This window comes from Prosthecobacter sp., assembly GCF_044222345.1.
Classification (GTDB): domain Bacteria; phylum Verrucomicrobiota; class Verrucomicrobiia; order Verrucomicrobiales; family Verrucomicrobiaceae; genus Prosthecobacter.
Window position 1 is genome coordinate 1 of record NZ_JBGANL010000085.1, and the last position, 15,379, is coordinate 15,379.

Annotated in this window: 13 protein-coding genes and 1 pseudogene; 9 read left to right on the forward strand and 5 right to left on the reverse strand. The window is 59.5% G+C overall.

Features of this window, described 5'->3' with window-relative positions; all coding sequences use genetic code 11:
• The 8 genes and pseudogenes from ACILSL_RS25155 to ACILSL_RS25190 all read left to right on the forward strand — a co-directional run.
• On the forward strand, window positions 1–747 hold a 747-nt coding region (locus ACILSL_RS25155; RefSeq protein ID WP_395734832.1), incomplete at its 5' end, for an FN3 associated domain-containing protein.
• Complete coding sequence (locus tag ACILSL_RS25160; protein ID WP_395734833.1) at window positions 744–1,376, forward strand: anti-phage-associated DUF3780 domain-containing protein; 633 nt, start codon at window positions 744–746, stop codon at window positions 1,374–1,376. The genes ACILSL_RS25155 and ACILSL_RS25160, both read left to right, overlap by 4 nt.
• Before the next feature lie 17 nt (window positions 1,377–1,393).
• A pseudogene (locus tag ACILSL_RS25165) lies at window positions 1,394–1,930 on the forward strand (Appr-1-p processing protein); the annotation flags it as partial.
• A gap of 14 nt (window positions 1,931–1,944) precedes the next feature.
• Window positions 1,945–4,980 (forward strand): anti-phage-associated DUF1156 domain-containing protein, encoded by a 3,036-nt coding sequence (locus ACILSL_RS25170; RefSeq protein ID WP_395734834.1) that lies wholly within the window; start codon window positions 1,945–1,947, stop codon window positions 4,978–4,980.
• A gap of 10 nt (window positions 4,981–4,990) precedes the next feature.
• Entirely contained in the window at window positions 4,991–5,407 is a 417-nt protein-coding gene (locus ACILSL_RS25175; RefSeq protein WP_395734835.1) for an SAM-dependent methyltransferase, read from the forward strand.
• Window positions 5,404–6,747 carry a KGGVGR-motif variant AAA ATPase gene (locus ACILSL_RS25180; protein WP_395734836.1) on the forward strand — a complete coding sequence of 448 codons (1,344 nt, stop codon included), beginning with the start codon at window positions 5,404–5,406 and terminating at the stop codon, window positions 6,745–6,747. The genes ACILSL_RS25175 and ACILSL_RS25180 overlap by 4 nt, the downstream gene beginning before the upstream one ends.
• A complete protein-coding gene (locus ACILSL_RS25185) occupies window positions 6,747–8,141 on the forward strand; it encodes a hypothetical protein (protein WP_395734837.1) in 1,395 nt (464 codons plus the stop codon). The genes ACILSL_RS25180 and ACILSL_RS25185 overlap by 1 nt, the downstream gene beginning before the upstream one ends.
• 5 nt (window positions 8,142–8,146) lie before the next feature.
• Complete coding sequence (locus ACILSL_RS25190) at window positions 8,147–10,882, forward strand: phospholipase D-like domain-containing anti-phage protein (protein WP_395734838.1); 2,736 nt, start codon at window positions 8,147–8,149, stop codon at window positions 10,880–10,882.
• 84 nt (window positions 10,883–10,966) lie between these two features.
• Here ACILSL_RS25190 and ACILSL_RS25195 read toward each other — a convergent pair whose 3' ends face one another.
• The 4 genes from ACILSL_RS25195 to ACILSL_RS25210 form a co-directional block, all read right to left on the reverse strand.
• Window positions 10,967–11,305 carry a BPSL0761 family protein gene (locus tag ACILSL_RS25195; RefSeq protein WP_395734839.1) on the reverse strand — a complete coding sequence of 113 codons (339 nt, stop codon included), beginning with the start codon at window positions 11,303–11,305 and terminating at the stop codon, window positions 10,967–10,969.
• Window positions 11,306–11,400: 95 nt separating this feature from the next.
• Entirely contained in the window at window positions 11,401–11,850 is a 450-nt protein-coding gene (locus ACILSL_RS25200; protein WP_395734840.1) for a hypothetical protein, read from the reverse strand.
• Between the two features lie 272 nt (window positions 11,851–12,122).
• Window positions 12,123–12,731 (reverse strand): antitoxin Xre-like helix-turn-helix domain-containing protein, encoded by a 609-nt coding sequence (locus ACILSL_RS25205; RefSeq protein ID WP_395734841.1) that lies wholly within the window; start codon window positions 12,729–12,731, stop codon window positions 12,123–12,125.
• A 12-nt stretch (window positions 12,732–12,743) separates the two neighbouring features.
• Window positions 12,744–13,037: a BPSL0761 family protein gene (locus ACILSL_RS25210; RefSeq protein ID WP_395734842.1), complete on the reverse strand. Its 294-nt coding sequence runs from the start codon at window positions 13,035–13,037 to the stop codon at window positions 12,744–12,746.
• Between the two features lie 1,036 nt (window positions 13,038–14,073).
• Here ACILSL_RS25210 and ACILSL_RS25215 point away from each other — a divergent pair.
• A complete protein-coding gene (locus ACILSL_RS25215; RefSeq protein ID WP_395734843.1) occupies window positions 14,074–14,772 on the forward strand; it encodes a hypothetical protein in 699 nt (232 codons plus the stop codon).
• 109 nt (window positions 14,773–14,881) lie between these two features.
• Here ACILSL_RS25215 and ACILSL_RS25220 read toward each other — a convergent pair.
• Window positions 14,882–15,379, reverse strand: a 498-nt coding sequence (locus ACILSL_RS25220; RefSeq protein ID WP_395734844.1) for a hypothetical protein, incomplete at its 5' end; no start/stop codon positions are given.

The window sequence follows — 15,379 nt, forward strand, 5'->3', positions numbered from 1 at the left end:
TGGTCGACCAAGGCCGATGTTTCCGACAAGGACAGCCAGGTCGAGGACTTGGACAACTTCAGCTCGACCGAGGGCACCTTGTACTTCTGGGTCAAGGACACCACCGGTCAGCATGAAAGTGCGGCGGCTACGCGCTGGCTTGCCGACCTCAAGATTCGTCATCAGGTCGAACCCGCTGCTGACAAGCGCCGTGTCACCCTTGCTGCCACGCCGCACGCCGACATCTTCTACACCACGGACGGCTCCAACCCCAAGGATGGCACTTGCTACGACGCACCGTTCGAGATCGGTTCCGCAAGCTGCCGCCTGCTGGTGTTTGCCCGCGCAGGCGAGGCCAACAAGACAGCGGACTTCCAGATCCCCGCCAGCGGCGACAAGACGGTGCGGATCGTCGACAGCAAGCCTGCTCGCCTGCAAAGCAAGCGCGTTGCACTAGACACGACCGAACTCGTCTTCAGCGTCATTAACCGCTTCCGCGATCAGCCGGGTACGCGCTTCAAGGGTGTGCGCGTCGAAATCGGTGAAGGCGAAAACACAGTGACCGTGCGCTTTCAGGAACGCGAAGTCACAGCTGCCATCATCGAGGGCGTGGTCAACAGCCTGCGCGACGCGCTCAGGGAGCCCGACGCACCTCTCAACATTGCCATTACCGACGGCATCACCTTCGACACCGGCTTTGCACTCAAAGAGTTCGCCAGGCTCGCTGGAATCGAGCTGAAGCCGGGCGACATCAATCAGGAGGAATGAGGATGGCCAAAGCCGCAGGGAACACACCATTGCCCAAAGCGCGTGCGCAAGTGTTGCACACGCTGGGTTTTGGCGTGCCTGCGACTTCTGATCCGCACCATTTCAAGATCATCATTCCCAAGGCCAGCACCGGCAAGGTGCAGATCAGCGAACACCTCGGCTTGCAGGCCACCAGCAACGACAACGCGGTGATCGACCGCGTTCTGCTGGATCGCCCGCGCTGGACCGCCATCCGCGCCGAGGTGCAACGCGCCTTCAATGCACGTCTGGCCGCGCATGGCATCAAGCCCGGTACGTGGAAGGTCGGCGACAACCCTGTGGATCGCCTGCTCGGCAAGGAAGTATGCGTGCTGGCCTGGGCTGTCGAACAGATGGAGATGGAGAAGATTCCAGTCGCCGTGCGCAACTGGCTGGCGCTGCGCCCGGAGGAACGCTGGTGGCTGTTTGGCATGACCGCCATGAGCACCGGCGGGGTGATGGACGCAGGCAAGGGCTGGCGCGCTGCACTCAAACACGCCTTGGGCGATGTGGCGCAGAGCGAACTGCTGGCACCGCGTGCGCGGCGTGGCAAGTCGGAACAAGACGCTGTCCAGACCTCCTTGGGCCTGTTCGGGGAAGACGCGCCATGAATGCCGGTTTGATTGTCGTGGCCCTGATGCAGCGCTACCTCGACGGACTGCTTGACCCCTTTGTCACCCTGCTGGAAGTCCACAAGCTGATGTACTTCATGCAGGAAGCCGGTGAGCCGCTGCGTCTCCAGTACGTCAAGCATCACTACGGCCCTTATGCCGAGAACCTGCGTCATGTGCTGAAGGCGGTGGAAGGCCATTTGATCGCGGGTTATGCCGATGGCGGCGATGCGCCGGACAAGCCGCTCACTCTGGTGCCCGGTGCAGTGGAAGACGCCAAGGATTATCTGGATCAACACGATATCAGCCGCGCCCGTTTCGAGCGCGTAACCAAGCTGGTCGAGGGCTTCGAGTCGCCTTACGGGCTAGAACTCCTGGCCACAGTGCATTGGGTGATGAGCCGCGAGGGTGCCACACAGCACGAGAGCGTAGAACGTCAGGTCTATGGCTGGAACGCACGCAAGCAGCAGTTCACCCCACGTCAGCTTGCCATTGCCGAAGAGCGGCTGCGCTCCCACGGCTGGCTGTCACCTGACGTGGCTTCGGCCCATTGAGGATTCATCAGGGAATGCAAAAAACAACAACCACTCTCACGCCCTTGGCCCTGAAAGATGCGCCCGCGCTGATCGAGACGGTTTTCCCCGCCCAGAAAGTGTCGTTCGAGGCACAGCAGGAGCGGACTTCGGTGCAAAGTCAGACGTTGACTGGTCTGGGTTCGTATTGGAAAGGCCGTAAGCCGCTGATTCTGGTGCGTGCCATTGTGCTGGCCAGCCTGCTGCCGCCGACAAATGATGCGGAAGCAGATCTCGCTCTTTTTGAAAAGCTCATGGCCTTCGACGACGAGGGCTTGGCGCGCCGTGCGCTAATCGGCAACGCGGTATCGCCAGCTGAGATTGCCGCGCGCATCCAACTCGAAAATCCGTGGGACTACTTTAAGGCCACGCTCAAGCGAGGTGATGTCACAGGTGGAGATGTTCGCTGGATGGGCTTTCCACTTGATGCGGATGCAGAAGGCATCGCTCTGCGTTGGCAGCGCAGCCTGAGTGACGACGAGAAGCTGGTGATCTATCGCAAGTTACTGGCTACCTGTGCCAGTTACGAGGAAAAGGCCAGTCTGGGCAAGCGGCCGGAAGAGTTGGATCAGGAATGGCTGTATGCCCCAGTTTGGGCAGAGGTCAATCGTCACTACGCCCATTTGGGCGTGAACGTGAAATCTATCGCAGAGCTGGTGGAGCAACTGGGCATCCTGCGCTACGGCCATCGTCCGCGCGTGGGCGATACCTTCTCAGGTGGTGGCTCCATCCCGTTCGAGGCAGCGCGCATCGGCTGCGAAGCCTACGCCTCCGACCTCAACCCCATCGCCTGCATGTTGACCTGGGGCAGTGCAGAAATTATCGGCGCGCCCAACAAGCGGCGCGAGGAAATTTCGAAAGCCCAATCCACTTTAGCGAAGGCCGTCAATCGGCGCATCACCGAGCTGGGTATCGAACATGATGACGATGGGAATCGCGCCAAGGCGTACCTTTGGTGCCTCGAAGCGCGTTGCCCAGAAACCGGCTGGATGGTGCCCTTGTCCTCCACCTGGACAGTGTCCAAGACGCGCAATGCCGTTGCTCGTTTGAAGCCCGACCCCAAGAACAAGCGCTTCGATATTGAAATCATATCGGGCGCGTCCAAGACAGAGATGAGCGCCGCCGAGAAGGGCACGGTACAAGACGGCGACATGGTTTATGCATTGAACGGCAAAACCTACCGCACGCCCATCAAGACTCTGCGAGGCGACTTCCGTTTAGCTGATGGGGTTACGGGTAACCGCCTACGCTGCTGGGAAAAATCCGACTTCAAGCCGATCCCGGACGACATCTTTCAGGAGCGTCTGTACGCGATCCAGTGGATCAGCAAGGAAACGCTGGATGCGGGCCGTCAGGACACCTGGTTTTCCGCACCTACTGCCGCCGATCTTGAGCGCGAACAGCGCGTGGAGCAATTTGTCGCTGAAAACTTGAATAGCTGGCAGACCAAAGGCTTGGTGCCGGACATGACCATCGAGCCGGGCGACAAGACCGACGAGCCGATTCGAACGCGCGGCTGGACGCACTGGCATCACATGTTCAGCCCCCGCCAGATTCTGGTGGCCGCATTGGTGCATGAGCAAATCCAGCAAATGCCTACCAACGTGCAACCAGCACTGTGCCTGTCGCTGGCCAAGATGCTGGATTGGTCGAGCAAGCTGTGCCGTTACGGCACCGGGGCCGCGCGAGAGTCAATTACGCAGACTTTCTACAACCAGGCCTACAACACCAACTATTTCTACGGCGTTCGCTCATTCGTCACCGGGCAGAACTACCTGTTCCTCACCGATGCAGCAAGCAGCATCGCGGGTAGCCTGACCGTCAATAATAAGGAAGCCTCGACGCTCCAACACGACGCTGAGTTCTGGATCACCGACCCACCGTATGCCGATGCGGTGAACTACCACGAGATTGCAGAGTTCTTCATCGCCTGGCTACGCAAAAACCCGCCTCAACCCTTCGATGACTGGGTGTGGGATTCGCGTCGTGCACTGGCGGTCAAAGGCTCCGGCGAAGACTTTAGGCGCGGCATGGTCGCCGCCTACAAGGCAATGGCCGAGCACATGCCCGACAACGGCATGCAGTGCGTGATGTTCACGCACCAGGACACCGCCGTCTGGGGCGACCTGATCGGCATCTTCTGGGCGGCGGGCCTGCAAGTAGTGGCAGCCTGGTACATCGCCACCGAAACCACATCTGAGCTCAAGAAGGGCGGCTACGTTCAAGGCACCGTCATTCTGATGCTCAAGAAGCGCGCTGCGGGCGAGCGCACCGGCTTCAAGCAGCGTCTGCTGCCTGCAGTACGACAGGAAGTGGCGCGGCAGATCGAAACCATGATGCACCTAAACAACGCCGTGGCCACCCACCACGGCGAGCCGGTGTGGGGCGATTCCGACTTGCAGATGGCCGGTTATGCCGCAGCACTCAAGGTGTTGACCGCCTACACCCGGATCGGAGATGAAGACGTCACAGCCTTTGCCCTGCGTCCGCGCGCACGTGGTGAAGTGACCGTAGTGGACGAAATCGTTCAGCAGGCGGCGGAAACCGCATCCAGCCTGCTGGTGCCCGAGGGGCTCACCGCCGACACTTGGGCCCGACTCACCGGCATCGAACGCTTTGTGCTGCGGATGATGGACATGGAAACCGCAGGCGCGGCCAAGCTGGACAACTACCAGAACTTCGCCAAGGCCTTCCGCGTTACGGACTACACCCGCGTGATGGGCGACATGCGACCCAACAACGCACGCCTGAAGCGCGTGGCCGAATACGCTTCGCGCGATCTGACCGATGCCACCGAGATCGGCGTGACGCGGCTGGGGCAGCTCATCATTGCCTTGCAGCAACTGCTCAAGGACACCGAAGCGCAAGTCATCGTCGAACAACTGCGCGCCGAGATGGCGGACTTCTTGGAAGTCCGCACCCTGCTGGTGGACATGCTGGCCTTCATCGAGCGTAAAGCGCCCGAATCTGAGGTGCGCTCTGCCGCCGAGGTACTGGGCGCACGTCTCAAGAATCTGCGCTTCGGTGATTGAGGGAGTTTGCATGCAAGCGGATTTTCTCGATGCACATGGACGCCACTGGGACGATGCCGAGCGTTTGCATCAGGCGCAGCGCTGGGCCAATGCGGATCATCTCTACGGCATGGCGACAGAGTGCGGGTTGAAGCGGTTGATGCTCGTTTTTGGTATGCCTTGGGATGTTGCCAAAGATCGACCTGCCCAGGCAGACGATCGGGTGCACGCCGATGGCATCTGGGCGCGTTTCGAGAGCTACCGCAGCGGTTACGTGCAAGGAATTGGCTACGGTTTGCCAGTCACAAATCCGTATCTGAACTGGTGTGTTTCCGATCGCTATGCCCATCAATCCAACTTCGACCAGACGCGTACGCAGGCGCATCAATCGGGTGCTCAGGCTGTGCGAGATCTGATTATCAAAGCGCAACGCGAGGGCTTGCTATGACGACCTTCGATCAGATTCTGCCGATTACCACTGAGGTCTTGAGGGCACACAGTGACACGCTTGCCAGGCTGGAGTGGCTGATCATCAACCGCGACTTGAATACTCGGGTCCGTTTCATTGCACCGGAGCGGGCTCGCGAAGAAGAGGGCCTACCCGAAGCGGTCGAGGTCATGTATCAGGCACTCGCCAAGCGCCTGGCACCTCATGCGTACGCCGAAAGAGGCGTTTTGTATGAAGCCAGCCAGGAGCAGGCACGGCAAGGCGCCTGCGGCTACGCCGTAAACGGGTTTGATCAGGTGCGGGTGATTGATCGGCTGGCAACCGAAGCCAACTGGGCGCGCATTGCGCCGGAAACAAAAGGCACACCGCGCGTCGTGTTCTTTTCCATCAAGGGCGGCGTGGGTCGCTCTACGGCCCTGGCCGCAACTGCGTGGAGCTTGGCACAGGCGGGAAAACGGGTAATGGTGCTGGACCTTGACTTGGAGTCGCCCGGGCTGTCTTCTGCGCTCCTGCCGTCGGAACGTCAGCCCATGTACGGCATCACCGATTGGCTCGTTGAGGATCTTCTGGACAACGGAGTTGCCGTATTCGATAGCATGGTCGCCACCAGCAACCTGTCCCATGACGGCGAAATCCATGTGGTGCCCGCCCATGGCGCCGCGCATGGTGAATACATCGCCAAGCTGGGCCGTGTGTGGATGCCGACAATACGGGCAGACGGAACTCGCGAAACTTGGTCATCCCGACTTGCGCGCTTGTTGCAGGCGCTGGAGGCGCGTATCCAGCCCGACGTGGTGCTGATCGACTCACGTTCCGGCATGGACGAGATTGCATCTGCCTGCATCACCGACCTAGGAGCGAATCTGATTCTGCTGTTTGCCCTGGAAGGTGCGCAGACTTGGAAGGGCTATCGGATGCTGTTTGAGCAATGGCAGCGCGCTCATGTGGCCGAAGACATCCGCGAGCGTCTGCGCATTGTCGGCGCCATCGTTCCCGAGTTGGATCGCGTGACCTATCTGGAAGGCTTGCGCGAGAGCGCCTACGGCATTTTTTCTGAAACGCTTTACGATGAGATTGCACCGGCTGATCCGACTACCATCGGGCCAACTGCTGGAAGCGACACGAAATGGCGGGTGGGTGATTTGGTCGAAGGATGGAATTTCGACGAGGCTGACGAGGGGGCGCCTCATTACCCGTGGGCGGTGAACTGGCACCGTAGCTTTGCCGGCCTGCGCTCATTGCAAGGTCGTCTTTCGGTGATTGATGCGCAGGAAGTGCAATCCATTTTCGGCCCGCTGCTCGGCGGTGTGAGCGATGTCAGCGAGTTAAGGAGCGCGTGATGACAGAAGCACAGAAATTGCGCGAAGCCATTCTGGAGGCACCACTTGAGACCAGCAACTTTGCTGAAACTCCGCAAGCAGGAACTCTGTACCTCCCGCTTTCTCACCACAAGGCGTTGAGGCTGGATACGCATGTTGTGGTTGGCGGACGCGGCGTGGGTAAGTCGTTCTGGACGGCAGCCCTACAATCCGGCTTGCTTCGCCAACAATTGGGCGCTGCGGTTGCTGATCTGCAGGACGTTGAGGTATTCGCAGGCTTCAGCAATTCCGAAGCCATCGACGTTTATCCAAATGCTGACGTGTTTGCTGCGTTTCTTGATCAGAAAGGCGACCCCTACGATTTGTGGCGGGCAGTGATTCTGCGCAGAGTCGCGCAGAAGTTGGGGAGCGCGATTCCTCAAGACACGTGGCAAGGGACAGTTGACTGGTTAAGGGCGCAACCGGAAGACGCCGCGCGGCTGATGCAGCAACCACGCGACTGGAAAGGGCTGATTCTCTTTGACGCACTGGATCGCACCAGCACCGACTGGCAGCGCATGGATAGCATCGTGCGCGGCTTGCTGCGCGTGGCGCTTTGGCTGAAAACGTTCCCTGGTTTGTACGCGAAAGTGTTCCTGCGAGAGGACCAGGCGGAGCGCAGGGTGTTCGACTTTCCGGATGCATCCAAGCTCACTGCAACCAAAGCCGAGCTGGCGTGGGCTCGACATGATTTGCACGGATTGCTCTGGCAACGACTCATCAACGCGCCAGACGTGCATGGTGAGCTGATGCGCAGCGTCTGCACGAGCATTGCGCAGAACAACGTGTGGAACGTTGCTTCCGATATGAAGTCGGAGTCCGACGCTCAAAAGAAGGCATTTGAAGCCCTGGCCGGTCCCTGGATGGGGCGTGACAGGCGTCGCGGTGTGCCATATACATGGTCTGTTGGGCATTTAGCCGATGGGCGTGGCCAGACATCCCCGCGCTCCTTTCTCGCCGCCATCGGGCGAGCTGCTGAAGATTCCAACGAGCGCTATCCGCAGCATGACTATGCATTGCACTTTGAGAGTATCAAACGAGGCATTCAGAAGGCTTCGGAAATCCGCGTGCAGGAAATGGCGGAAGACTATCCGTGGGTCCCTGACGTTCTTGCCGTCTTGAGCGGCATGAACGTACCGATCGATGTTGATTCAGTCATTGCAAAATGGGAGGAGAAATTTCCCGGTGGCGCACAAAGTATCAGGACGACACAGCTGCCCGCGCAACACGTTGATCGCGGCTGGGATGGTGTTCGTGAGGATTTGCAACGCCTTGGCCTTCTGGAAACCAGAAAGGACGGACGCATTGATATGCCGGACCTCTATCGTGTCGGTTTCGGCTTGGGCCGCAAAGGCGGCGTGAAACCCAAGAACTGATGTCCATGAGCATCCGACGCTTCTCTTCGCGTACTCATCGGTTGGATGCCAGCTTTCTGATGCAGCATCTGGCCGGGGCCAGAAGCTACAAGCGCATCGCGGGCTATTTCACCAGTTCTTTGTTCGAGGTGGCGGGCGAGGCACTGGAGCGCATCCCCGAGGTCAAGATCGTCTGCAACGTGGACATCCACTCGGACGATCTTAAAGTAGCGCAGTTGCGTGAGAGCAAGATGCTGGGCCGCTGGAACGAAAAAGGTCTGGAAGCCGAGGCGCTACTGAACCGCGAACGCTACCGGCGGCTGGATGCCTTCCTTGCCAGGCATGGGCAGGCGGTGCGCATCGCGCCCGACGACATCTGCGGCTTCGTGCATGGTAAGGCTGGCGTGATTACGTTGGCCGATGGCCGCAGGCTGGGCTTCATCGGGTCGATGAACGAGACGCGCAGCGGCTGGCAGCGCCACTACGAAATCCTGTGGGAAGACGAATCGCCGGAAGGCGTGGCGTGGATCGAGGAAGAATTCGACTTCCTCTGGAATGCCGCCAAACCGCTGCCGCAGGTGGTGATCCGCGAGGTGCATCGGCGCGGCTATCGGCGCGAGATCGAGTTCATCGAGATCGACGATGACGAGAAGCTTGCGCCTGCGGCGCTGATCGAATCGCCGCTGTACCGCGAGGGTCAGCAGCTCCAACCGTGGCAGCAGGGCTTTCTGACCGAATGCCTGCGCCACCAGCGTCTGTACGGCACGGTGCGCCTGTTGTTGGCCGATGAAGTGGGACTGGGCAAGACGCTGTCGCTGGCCACCGCCGCGCTGACGCTGTGCCTGCTGGCGGACAAAGAGAATGGCCCACGCCGCCCGGTGGTGATCTTCGCCCCCGCCACGCTCACCGAGCAGTGGCAGACCGAGATGCTGGATAAGCTGGGCATCCCCACCGCCCGTTGGGATACCGTCGGCAAGGTCTGGCTGGATGCGGACGAACGCGTGCTGTCCCCTGCGGGGCGCGAGCAGATTGCCTATTGCCCGCTGCGTATCGGCATTGTCTCGACCGGCTTGATGATGCGCGACTCGCTGGAAAAGCAGCATTTACTGGGCATGCGCTTCGGCGTGGTGATTCTGGACGAAGCGCACAAGGCCAGAACGCGCCAAGGCTTCGGTAAGGAAGCCGGAACACCGAATGAGTTGCTGGCCTTCATGCGTGAAATCGCCGCGCGTGCCGATCACGTGTTGCTGGGCACGGCCACGCCGATCCAGACCAACCCTGCCGATCTGTGGGATTTGTTGGGCATCTTGCACCAAGGCCCAGGACGCTTCGTGCTCGGCCACGACCTTGCGCCGTGGCATCGTCCCGACGAGGTGCTCGACATCCTCGCCGGTCGTGTGGAAGTGGAATCGCTGGCCCATGCCTGGGAGCTGCTGCGCTCGCCGCTGCCGCGCACGGAATCCACCAGCGAGCCGCGCGCCCGACGCTTGTTCTCTGCTATCCGGCAAGACCTGGGCTTGCAAAACGGGGAATGGCAAACCAACCGTTCGCTGGCTGAACTGACGGAAGAAACGCGAGAAATTCTGGAAGAGGAATTGGAGCGCCGCATTGCGGGGGCGACCTTGTTCCAGCGCGAGAATCCGTTGGTGCGCCATGTCGTGCTGCGCAAGCGCCAGCAGCTAGAAGATGCGAATTTGCTGGCCAGGGTGGGTGTAGATGTTCACCCCGAACGCGAGCGGGCCACCGAGCAGCGTGCCTTCGACGTGTTGTTTGAAGGCAAGGCGCTGCGCACCTCGGAAGACTTCCGGCAGGCCTATGGTGAGGCGCGTGCGTTCGGCAAGGCGCTGGCCAAGCGCGGCAAGGGCAGCGGCTTCATGAAGAACCTGATGGAGCAGCGCATTTGCTCCAGCATTCACGCGGGCCTCTCGACGGCGCGGCGCTTGCTGGAGGGGGGCACCGTGCATGAGGAAGACGAAGAGCAGGAAGGTGACGTCAAAGTCGAGACGGGCGAGGAACGCGAGGTGCTGCAACGTCTGATCGCCCGGCTCGAACGGCTGGAGGCCGACCCGAAGATGGAGGCCGTCGTCCACTTCCTCGACAAAGAGCAGTGGCGTGACTTGGGCGTCATCATCTTCAGCCAGTACTACGACACCGCGAAGTGGCTGGCCGATTCATTGGCAGCCCGTTACCCGGAAGAAGCCGTCGGCCTGTACGCAGGCGCGGGCCGCAGCCGCCTTTACCAGCGGGGTGACAGCGTGAGTGTCGAGCGCGAAACACTCAAGCGCATGGTGGCCGAGCACCAGATTCGCGTCATGGTGGCGACCGATGCCGCCTGCGAAGGCTTGAACCTGCAAACCCTAGGCACGCTGATCAACATCGACCTGCCGTGGAACCCTACGCGGCTCGAACAGCGCATCGGCCGCATCAAGCGCTTCGGGCAGCGGCGTGACACCGTGGATATGCTCAATCTTGTGTTCGAGAAGACGGTGGACGAAAAAATCTACGAACGCTTGTCCGAGCGCATGAAGAACCGCTACGACCTTTTCGGATCTCTGCCGGACACTATCAAAGACGTCTGGATCGAGGACATCGAAACGCTCGGCGAGCGCCTGGACGAATACATCAACGCCCAGAAGACTGCGACGGGATTCGATCTGCGCTACACCGGCACGATGATGCCGCCGGAGAAAGACTGGCGCGATTTCACCAAGGTGCTGTCGCGGCGCGATCTCGCCACGCTGATGAGCCTTGCATGGGGTTGACTCACAATTCTCCAGCTGTCGTACGCGAGAAACAATCGCATGTTTGCGCAGCTGCGGAATATGCAAAGCCGCACCATGCCCCGCCTACGCGGATTCCGGGACTTCGGGCCACTCCAGTCGCGTTGAATAGCGAAGCGGACCAAACTGCAGATCGTCGGCGTTCATGGGCGTTTCGCTGAGAGGCGCCAGGCCACACTCGGATCCGGAACTTCGGCCAGCCACCGACAGGGTCGATACGTCCTCGATCGTGGGGAAATGGCGAGCAATCACAATCGCGCGTTGCCTGACTGACATGGGAAGGCTGGTATCGCGTGCAAGCTCGATCAGAAATCCACCCGCCCAGAGCAGCGCCCTGGTTCGCTCATGCGGCATCGTCATTGCGGGCCCCCTTGACTCTTTGGAATTCGCGGACAAGGGTTCCATGACCCCGTCGCACGGACTGAGACGCGCGGGGAAGAATTTCGGACTGAACTTGACGTCGTCACCGCTCTCAACGCAACGATCGGACGCGAACGATGCTACTCCCCGGAAGGGTGATCCTTGCGTTTCAAGGTAACCCACGCGGAGGAAAGCCCAAGCTCTTCAGCTCCAACATCAACGGGCAGGATGGGCCTCACATCATGATTCGAGGTGAATAATCGCTCTGCCGACAGGTCTGCAATAGCAATACATCCCAAGAGATATCTCGGCGTGTTGTTGGCATTGGTCGCCAGACAAACGCGCCCTTTGGACCCGCCATCAACCGCCAGAATCAATCTGCCCGGACCTTGCTTGTCCGCACGGACATATTCCGCTTTGATGATCACTCCAAAAAGAATGATGTCGTCAGCATCCTCTGAAAACGACTGCTTCCAGAAATAACCAAACCAGGATGGAACCGGCTCATTCTCGAAACAGGAGTGCTTTGGCCAAGGCCATCCGAGGCTGTCGACCCAAACACTCCCCCCATTGTGACGGATGAAAAACACGGGCTGGCTGCACTTCGGGCACGCGCTGAGACGACAAGTCATTTCAAACGGATCGACCTGGCTGGGCAGGCAACTCCCAGCCCAGCTTGAACCCCCATCTCCACCTTGACACCATCCTCCGGACAAGTGAATCGGGACCACTTGTCCAAACACGTGCCGAAACTCGATCTCGTCCCCACAATGCCGACATCTCGTCATGTCTATCCCCCAACCAACTCCCGCGTTCCAGTACTGAACCGCCCCGGAAAACCCCGGAGGCTGCTTGGCGTGAGTCAAGCCCCGCCACACTGCGAATCAAGGTATTGGCGAACCGCGTAGAGGTCACCAACATTTCCGCCCAACATGCGATCCAGTGCGCACTTGCCGCCGAAAAGCGGCGCCGCGTTGGGGCGTTTCAGCCATCCGTCCGCTTGCGAATCGCGCGAATAGAGCACATGGAGTGCCCGGTATATCCCGAGCATGTAGCTGATGCGCTCAAGGGTGTCCTTGCGCAACCTACCCAGGCGATTGCGCCTCCATCGATAGAAGGTGGTCCGGCTTGGAGATCCAAGCAGGATGCGTTCCTGTTCCGAGCTCAGGCCCCATTGTTCGGTGAGCCGAAAATACGATCGCAATGCAGGTCCAGACAAAGCGGACGGCTCAGTTCTCTCGCCAGACTTCGCGGCTGAGGTTGCTCGCACATGCATTGCAGAATGGTACCCCAACTCGACCATACTGTTCCCATGCGGGTGCGGTTCAGAATGTCGAACTTCTATCTTGCGCATAGACCATTCCGGCCCAGAAACGTAAGTGTGTTGTGGGGAATAGACGAGCGCCTTCGCATCGATTCGCAAGTACTCGCGCGCCTGCCTTGGAATATCGCTCGGCACGAACCTCCCCATGTTGTCCGCGTCCTACGCAGACTCCGGAACCTCGGGCCACTCCAGCCGTGTTGAATAGCGAAGCGGACCGAACTGCAGATCGTCGGAGTCGATGGGCGTTTCGCTGAGTGGCGTGAGACCGCACTCGGACCCGGAACTACGACCAGCCTCCGACAGGGTTGAAACATCCTCAATCGTCGGGAAGTGGCGAGCAATGACAATCGCGCGTTGCCTGACCGAAATCGGAAGGCTGGTATCGCGTGCAAGCTCGATCAGAAACCCTCCCGCCCAGAGCAGCGCCCTGGTTCGTTCATGCGGCGTCGTCATTGAGGTGCTCCCGTGTTTCGTTGGAATGCGCGAAAAAGCATTCCATCAACCCGTCGCACAGGCTGAGACACACGGGGAAGAATTTCGGCCAGCTGGTCAATGGGCGTAGTCGCCACTGCAGACTCCAGACAGCTGCATGCATTCACACGAATCTTGAACTCGGAGACACAACCGCTACGACATTTTCAGAGGCGGTTCAGGCAATGCGCACAGTTGACGCTGTTACAACGATTTCGGGGTGATTTATGGTCCCGATGCGCGACTAATAATAGGCGTCGACATCCCCAGTCGACGCCAACCCAATGCGACCCACCACTACCGATACCCTCGATCATACTCATGGCAATCTGCTGATAGTTAACCGGATTCCTTCGGGCCACAAAGTCGAGCGAAGTCGCCTGCGGCAAGACGCCATCGATGCCAGAGCAGCTCGGCTACTTGCTGAAGCCGTGCTCGGCACCACGACTGATGGGACCGTCCATATGGGCCGCATAGGGACCTATGTCCTTTTGGAACTCCCGCCCCTACTGAGCCAGATGGGCGTCGGCACAACGGACGAACTGACATCGCTAGTACCCGCACTGACCACATGGCTCGCTGAGCGTGCTGAAATAGTTCAGCGCGAGCACGATCCAACGGCAGCGCTATCCGAAATGGATGCTGCACTGGATGCATTCGGATTTCCGTCGCTTCGCACCCGCCTGCTCAGCCTAGCGGGCAGTCGACCTCGCGTATTGACGTTGATGGATCCGAACGGAGCCGGAGGCGATCTTCTCATTCCGCCACGATCCGAGCTCTCCACACCGTCCGCAGACCATTCCGATCCTCCCGATGGCCGACAGGTAGTCCGGCGCATGCGATCGCTGAGTGAGTTTCGCACCCACAGCGGAGGCGCGTACCAATTGGACAGCTGCGAGGTCGACGACGCCTTGCAGGTTGGAGCATCCGCGCGCATGCATCACCCTCGGCCAGCCTCATCTTCATGGGCGGTCGCTTCACGCGTTATTCGCGGAAAACCCAGAGAGGAGGAATCCCCATGACCACGCGTCCCGTTGCATTCAGGCTCAGAGTGAAAACGCCACTGCTTTTGGAAAATGACGCTCTCGTTTTCCATGAATCCACTCCACGAGTGCTTGAGGACCAGGTCAATAGGCTTGGCAAGCTTCTCTCGACGCTAGGCGATTTCCGCATCGGCGAACAGATCGAGGTGTCGCCCGATGCGTGCCTCTTGGATGTCGTGGATTGTCGCGACAATAGCTCCGTGCCTGTCGACTCAGACACCGTTCACGCGTACATCGAGGCAGTCGGCGTAGCCACAGAATCTTTGATCGGCGATACACCAAATGAGTCTGTGCTAGCCGAGCAGGCAAAAGATATCGCCAATCTGTACGACGCCGACGCGCCGGCCGTCGAACGCTTGCTTGGCGAAATGGTGCAGAGCGGCACCAAACTCTCGCTCACCGGCTCAACAGGAGACGTTATCGAGTTGCTTTCACCCGCCAGAGACAAATCCTCGCGAGAACCATGGACGGATGTCGACATCGCGGACATCAGCCACTATGTCATGGTGACGACTGACCACGGGATCTACGCTGTCGCTCCTGCGCAGGCGGAAAAGCTCTCCGTAGGCGACGTCGTAGACATTGAGATTGCAGGCCTAACCGAGAAGCGCCGGTTTATTCGCGCTGATCGCGCAGACCCAGTCCCAGCCAAGGAGCCTGACTTGTTCGACTGATTGTCTTTCTTCAATTGAATCGTGATGTGTGAAAGTTACGTTGTTACCGGCCCCCGCGAAAACAAGTCGCCTATGCGCGACTTGCACGCGATTCAACCACGCCTTCGATTCATGAAGACAACCGGCACGCCACGCAGATGAGTCCGACCACTCGCTTGATCGTCAACCCTAGATAGCGTTTAACCGGCTTCTCACTTTCACTCACGTTTTGCGGATGCCGCACTATTCGCATTTCCAGGAGCCCCAATGGCAATTCTTTGGTGTGGATCGACGCCGAAGGGATTCCGGCTTCCTGTAGCTGCGCATGCAAGTAGTCTGAAGACTTCCTTGACAGCACGATGGCGTCGCCATGATCAGGCGACATGCACTCATAGATTTCCGCACATAGGGCGTCCAAACGGCTCGTCTCTTCTGTCCCCAAACCATTTCCATGGCATTCCAGCCATCTGTCACCAATGGCGAGCTTCCGGGTGTCTCGAACAACCCGCTTCGGCATGCCGAGGGAGGCCACCCATTCTCCGGAGAGAATTCGCCGCCCCAGTCGTTTCTCGTAGAGGAGGAACTGTGTCCGGATTTCGTCTGCCTCTCCTTGAGTGGCCCCTACAAT

Coding starts and splice junctions, on each gene's coding strand:
- ACILSL_RS25160 (WP_395734833.1), top strand. CDS start 744: ATGAGGATGGCCAAAGCCGCAGGGAACACACCATTGCCCAAAGCGCGT.
- ACILSL_RS25170 (WP_395734834.1), top strand. CDS start 1,945: ATGCAAAAAACAACAACCACTCTCACGCCCTTGGCCCTGAAAGATGCG.
- ACILSL_RS25175 (WP_395734835.1), top strand. CDS start 4,991: ATGCAAGCGGATTTTCTCGATGCACATGGACGCCACTGGGACGATGCC.
- ACILSL_RS25180 (WP_395734836.1), top strand. CDS start 5,404: ATGACGACCTTCGATCAGATTCTGCCGATTACCACTGAGGTCTTGAGG.
- ACILSL_RS25185 (WP_395734837.1), top strand. CDS start 6,747: ATGACAGAAGCACAGAAATTGCGCGAAGCCATTCTGGAGGCACCACTT.
- ACILSL_RS25190 (WP_395734838.1), top strand. CDS start 8,147: ATGAGCATCCGACGCTTCTCTTCGCGTACTCATCGGTTGGATGCCAGC.
- ACILSL_RS25195 (WP_395734839.1), bottom strand. CDS start 11,305: ATGGAACCCTTGTCCGCGAATTCCAAAGAGTCAAGGGGGCCCGCAATG.
- ACILSL_RS25205 (WP_395734841.1), bottom strand. CDS start 12,731: ATGGGGAGGTTCGTGCCGAGCGATATTCCAAGGCAGGCGCGCGAGTAC.
- ACILSL_RS25210 (WP_395734842.1), bottom strand. CDS start 13,037: ATGACGACGCCGCATGAACGAACCAGGGCGCTGCTCTGGGCGGGAGGG.
- ACILSL_RS25215 (WP_395734843.1), top strand. CDS start 14,074: ATGACCACGCGTCCCGTTGCATTCAGGCTCAGAGTGAAAACGCCACTG.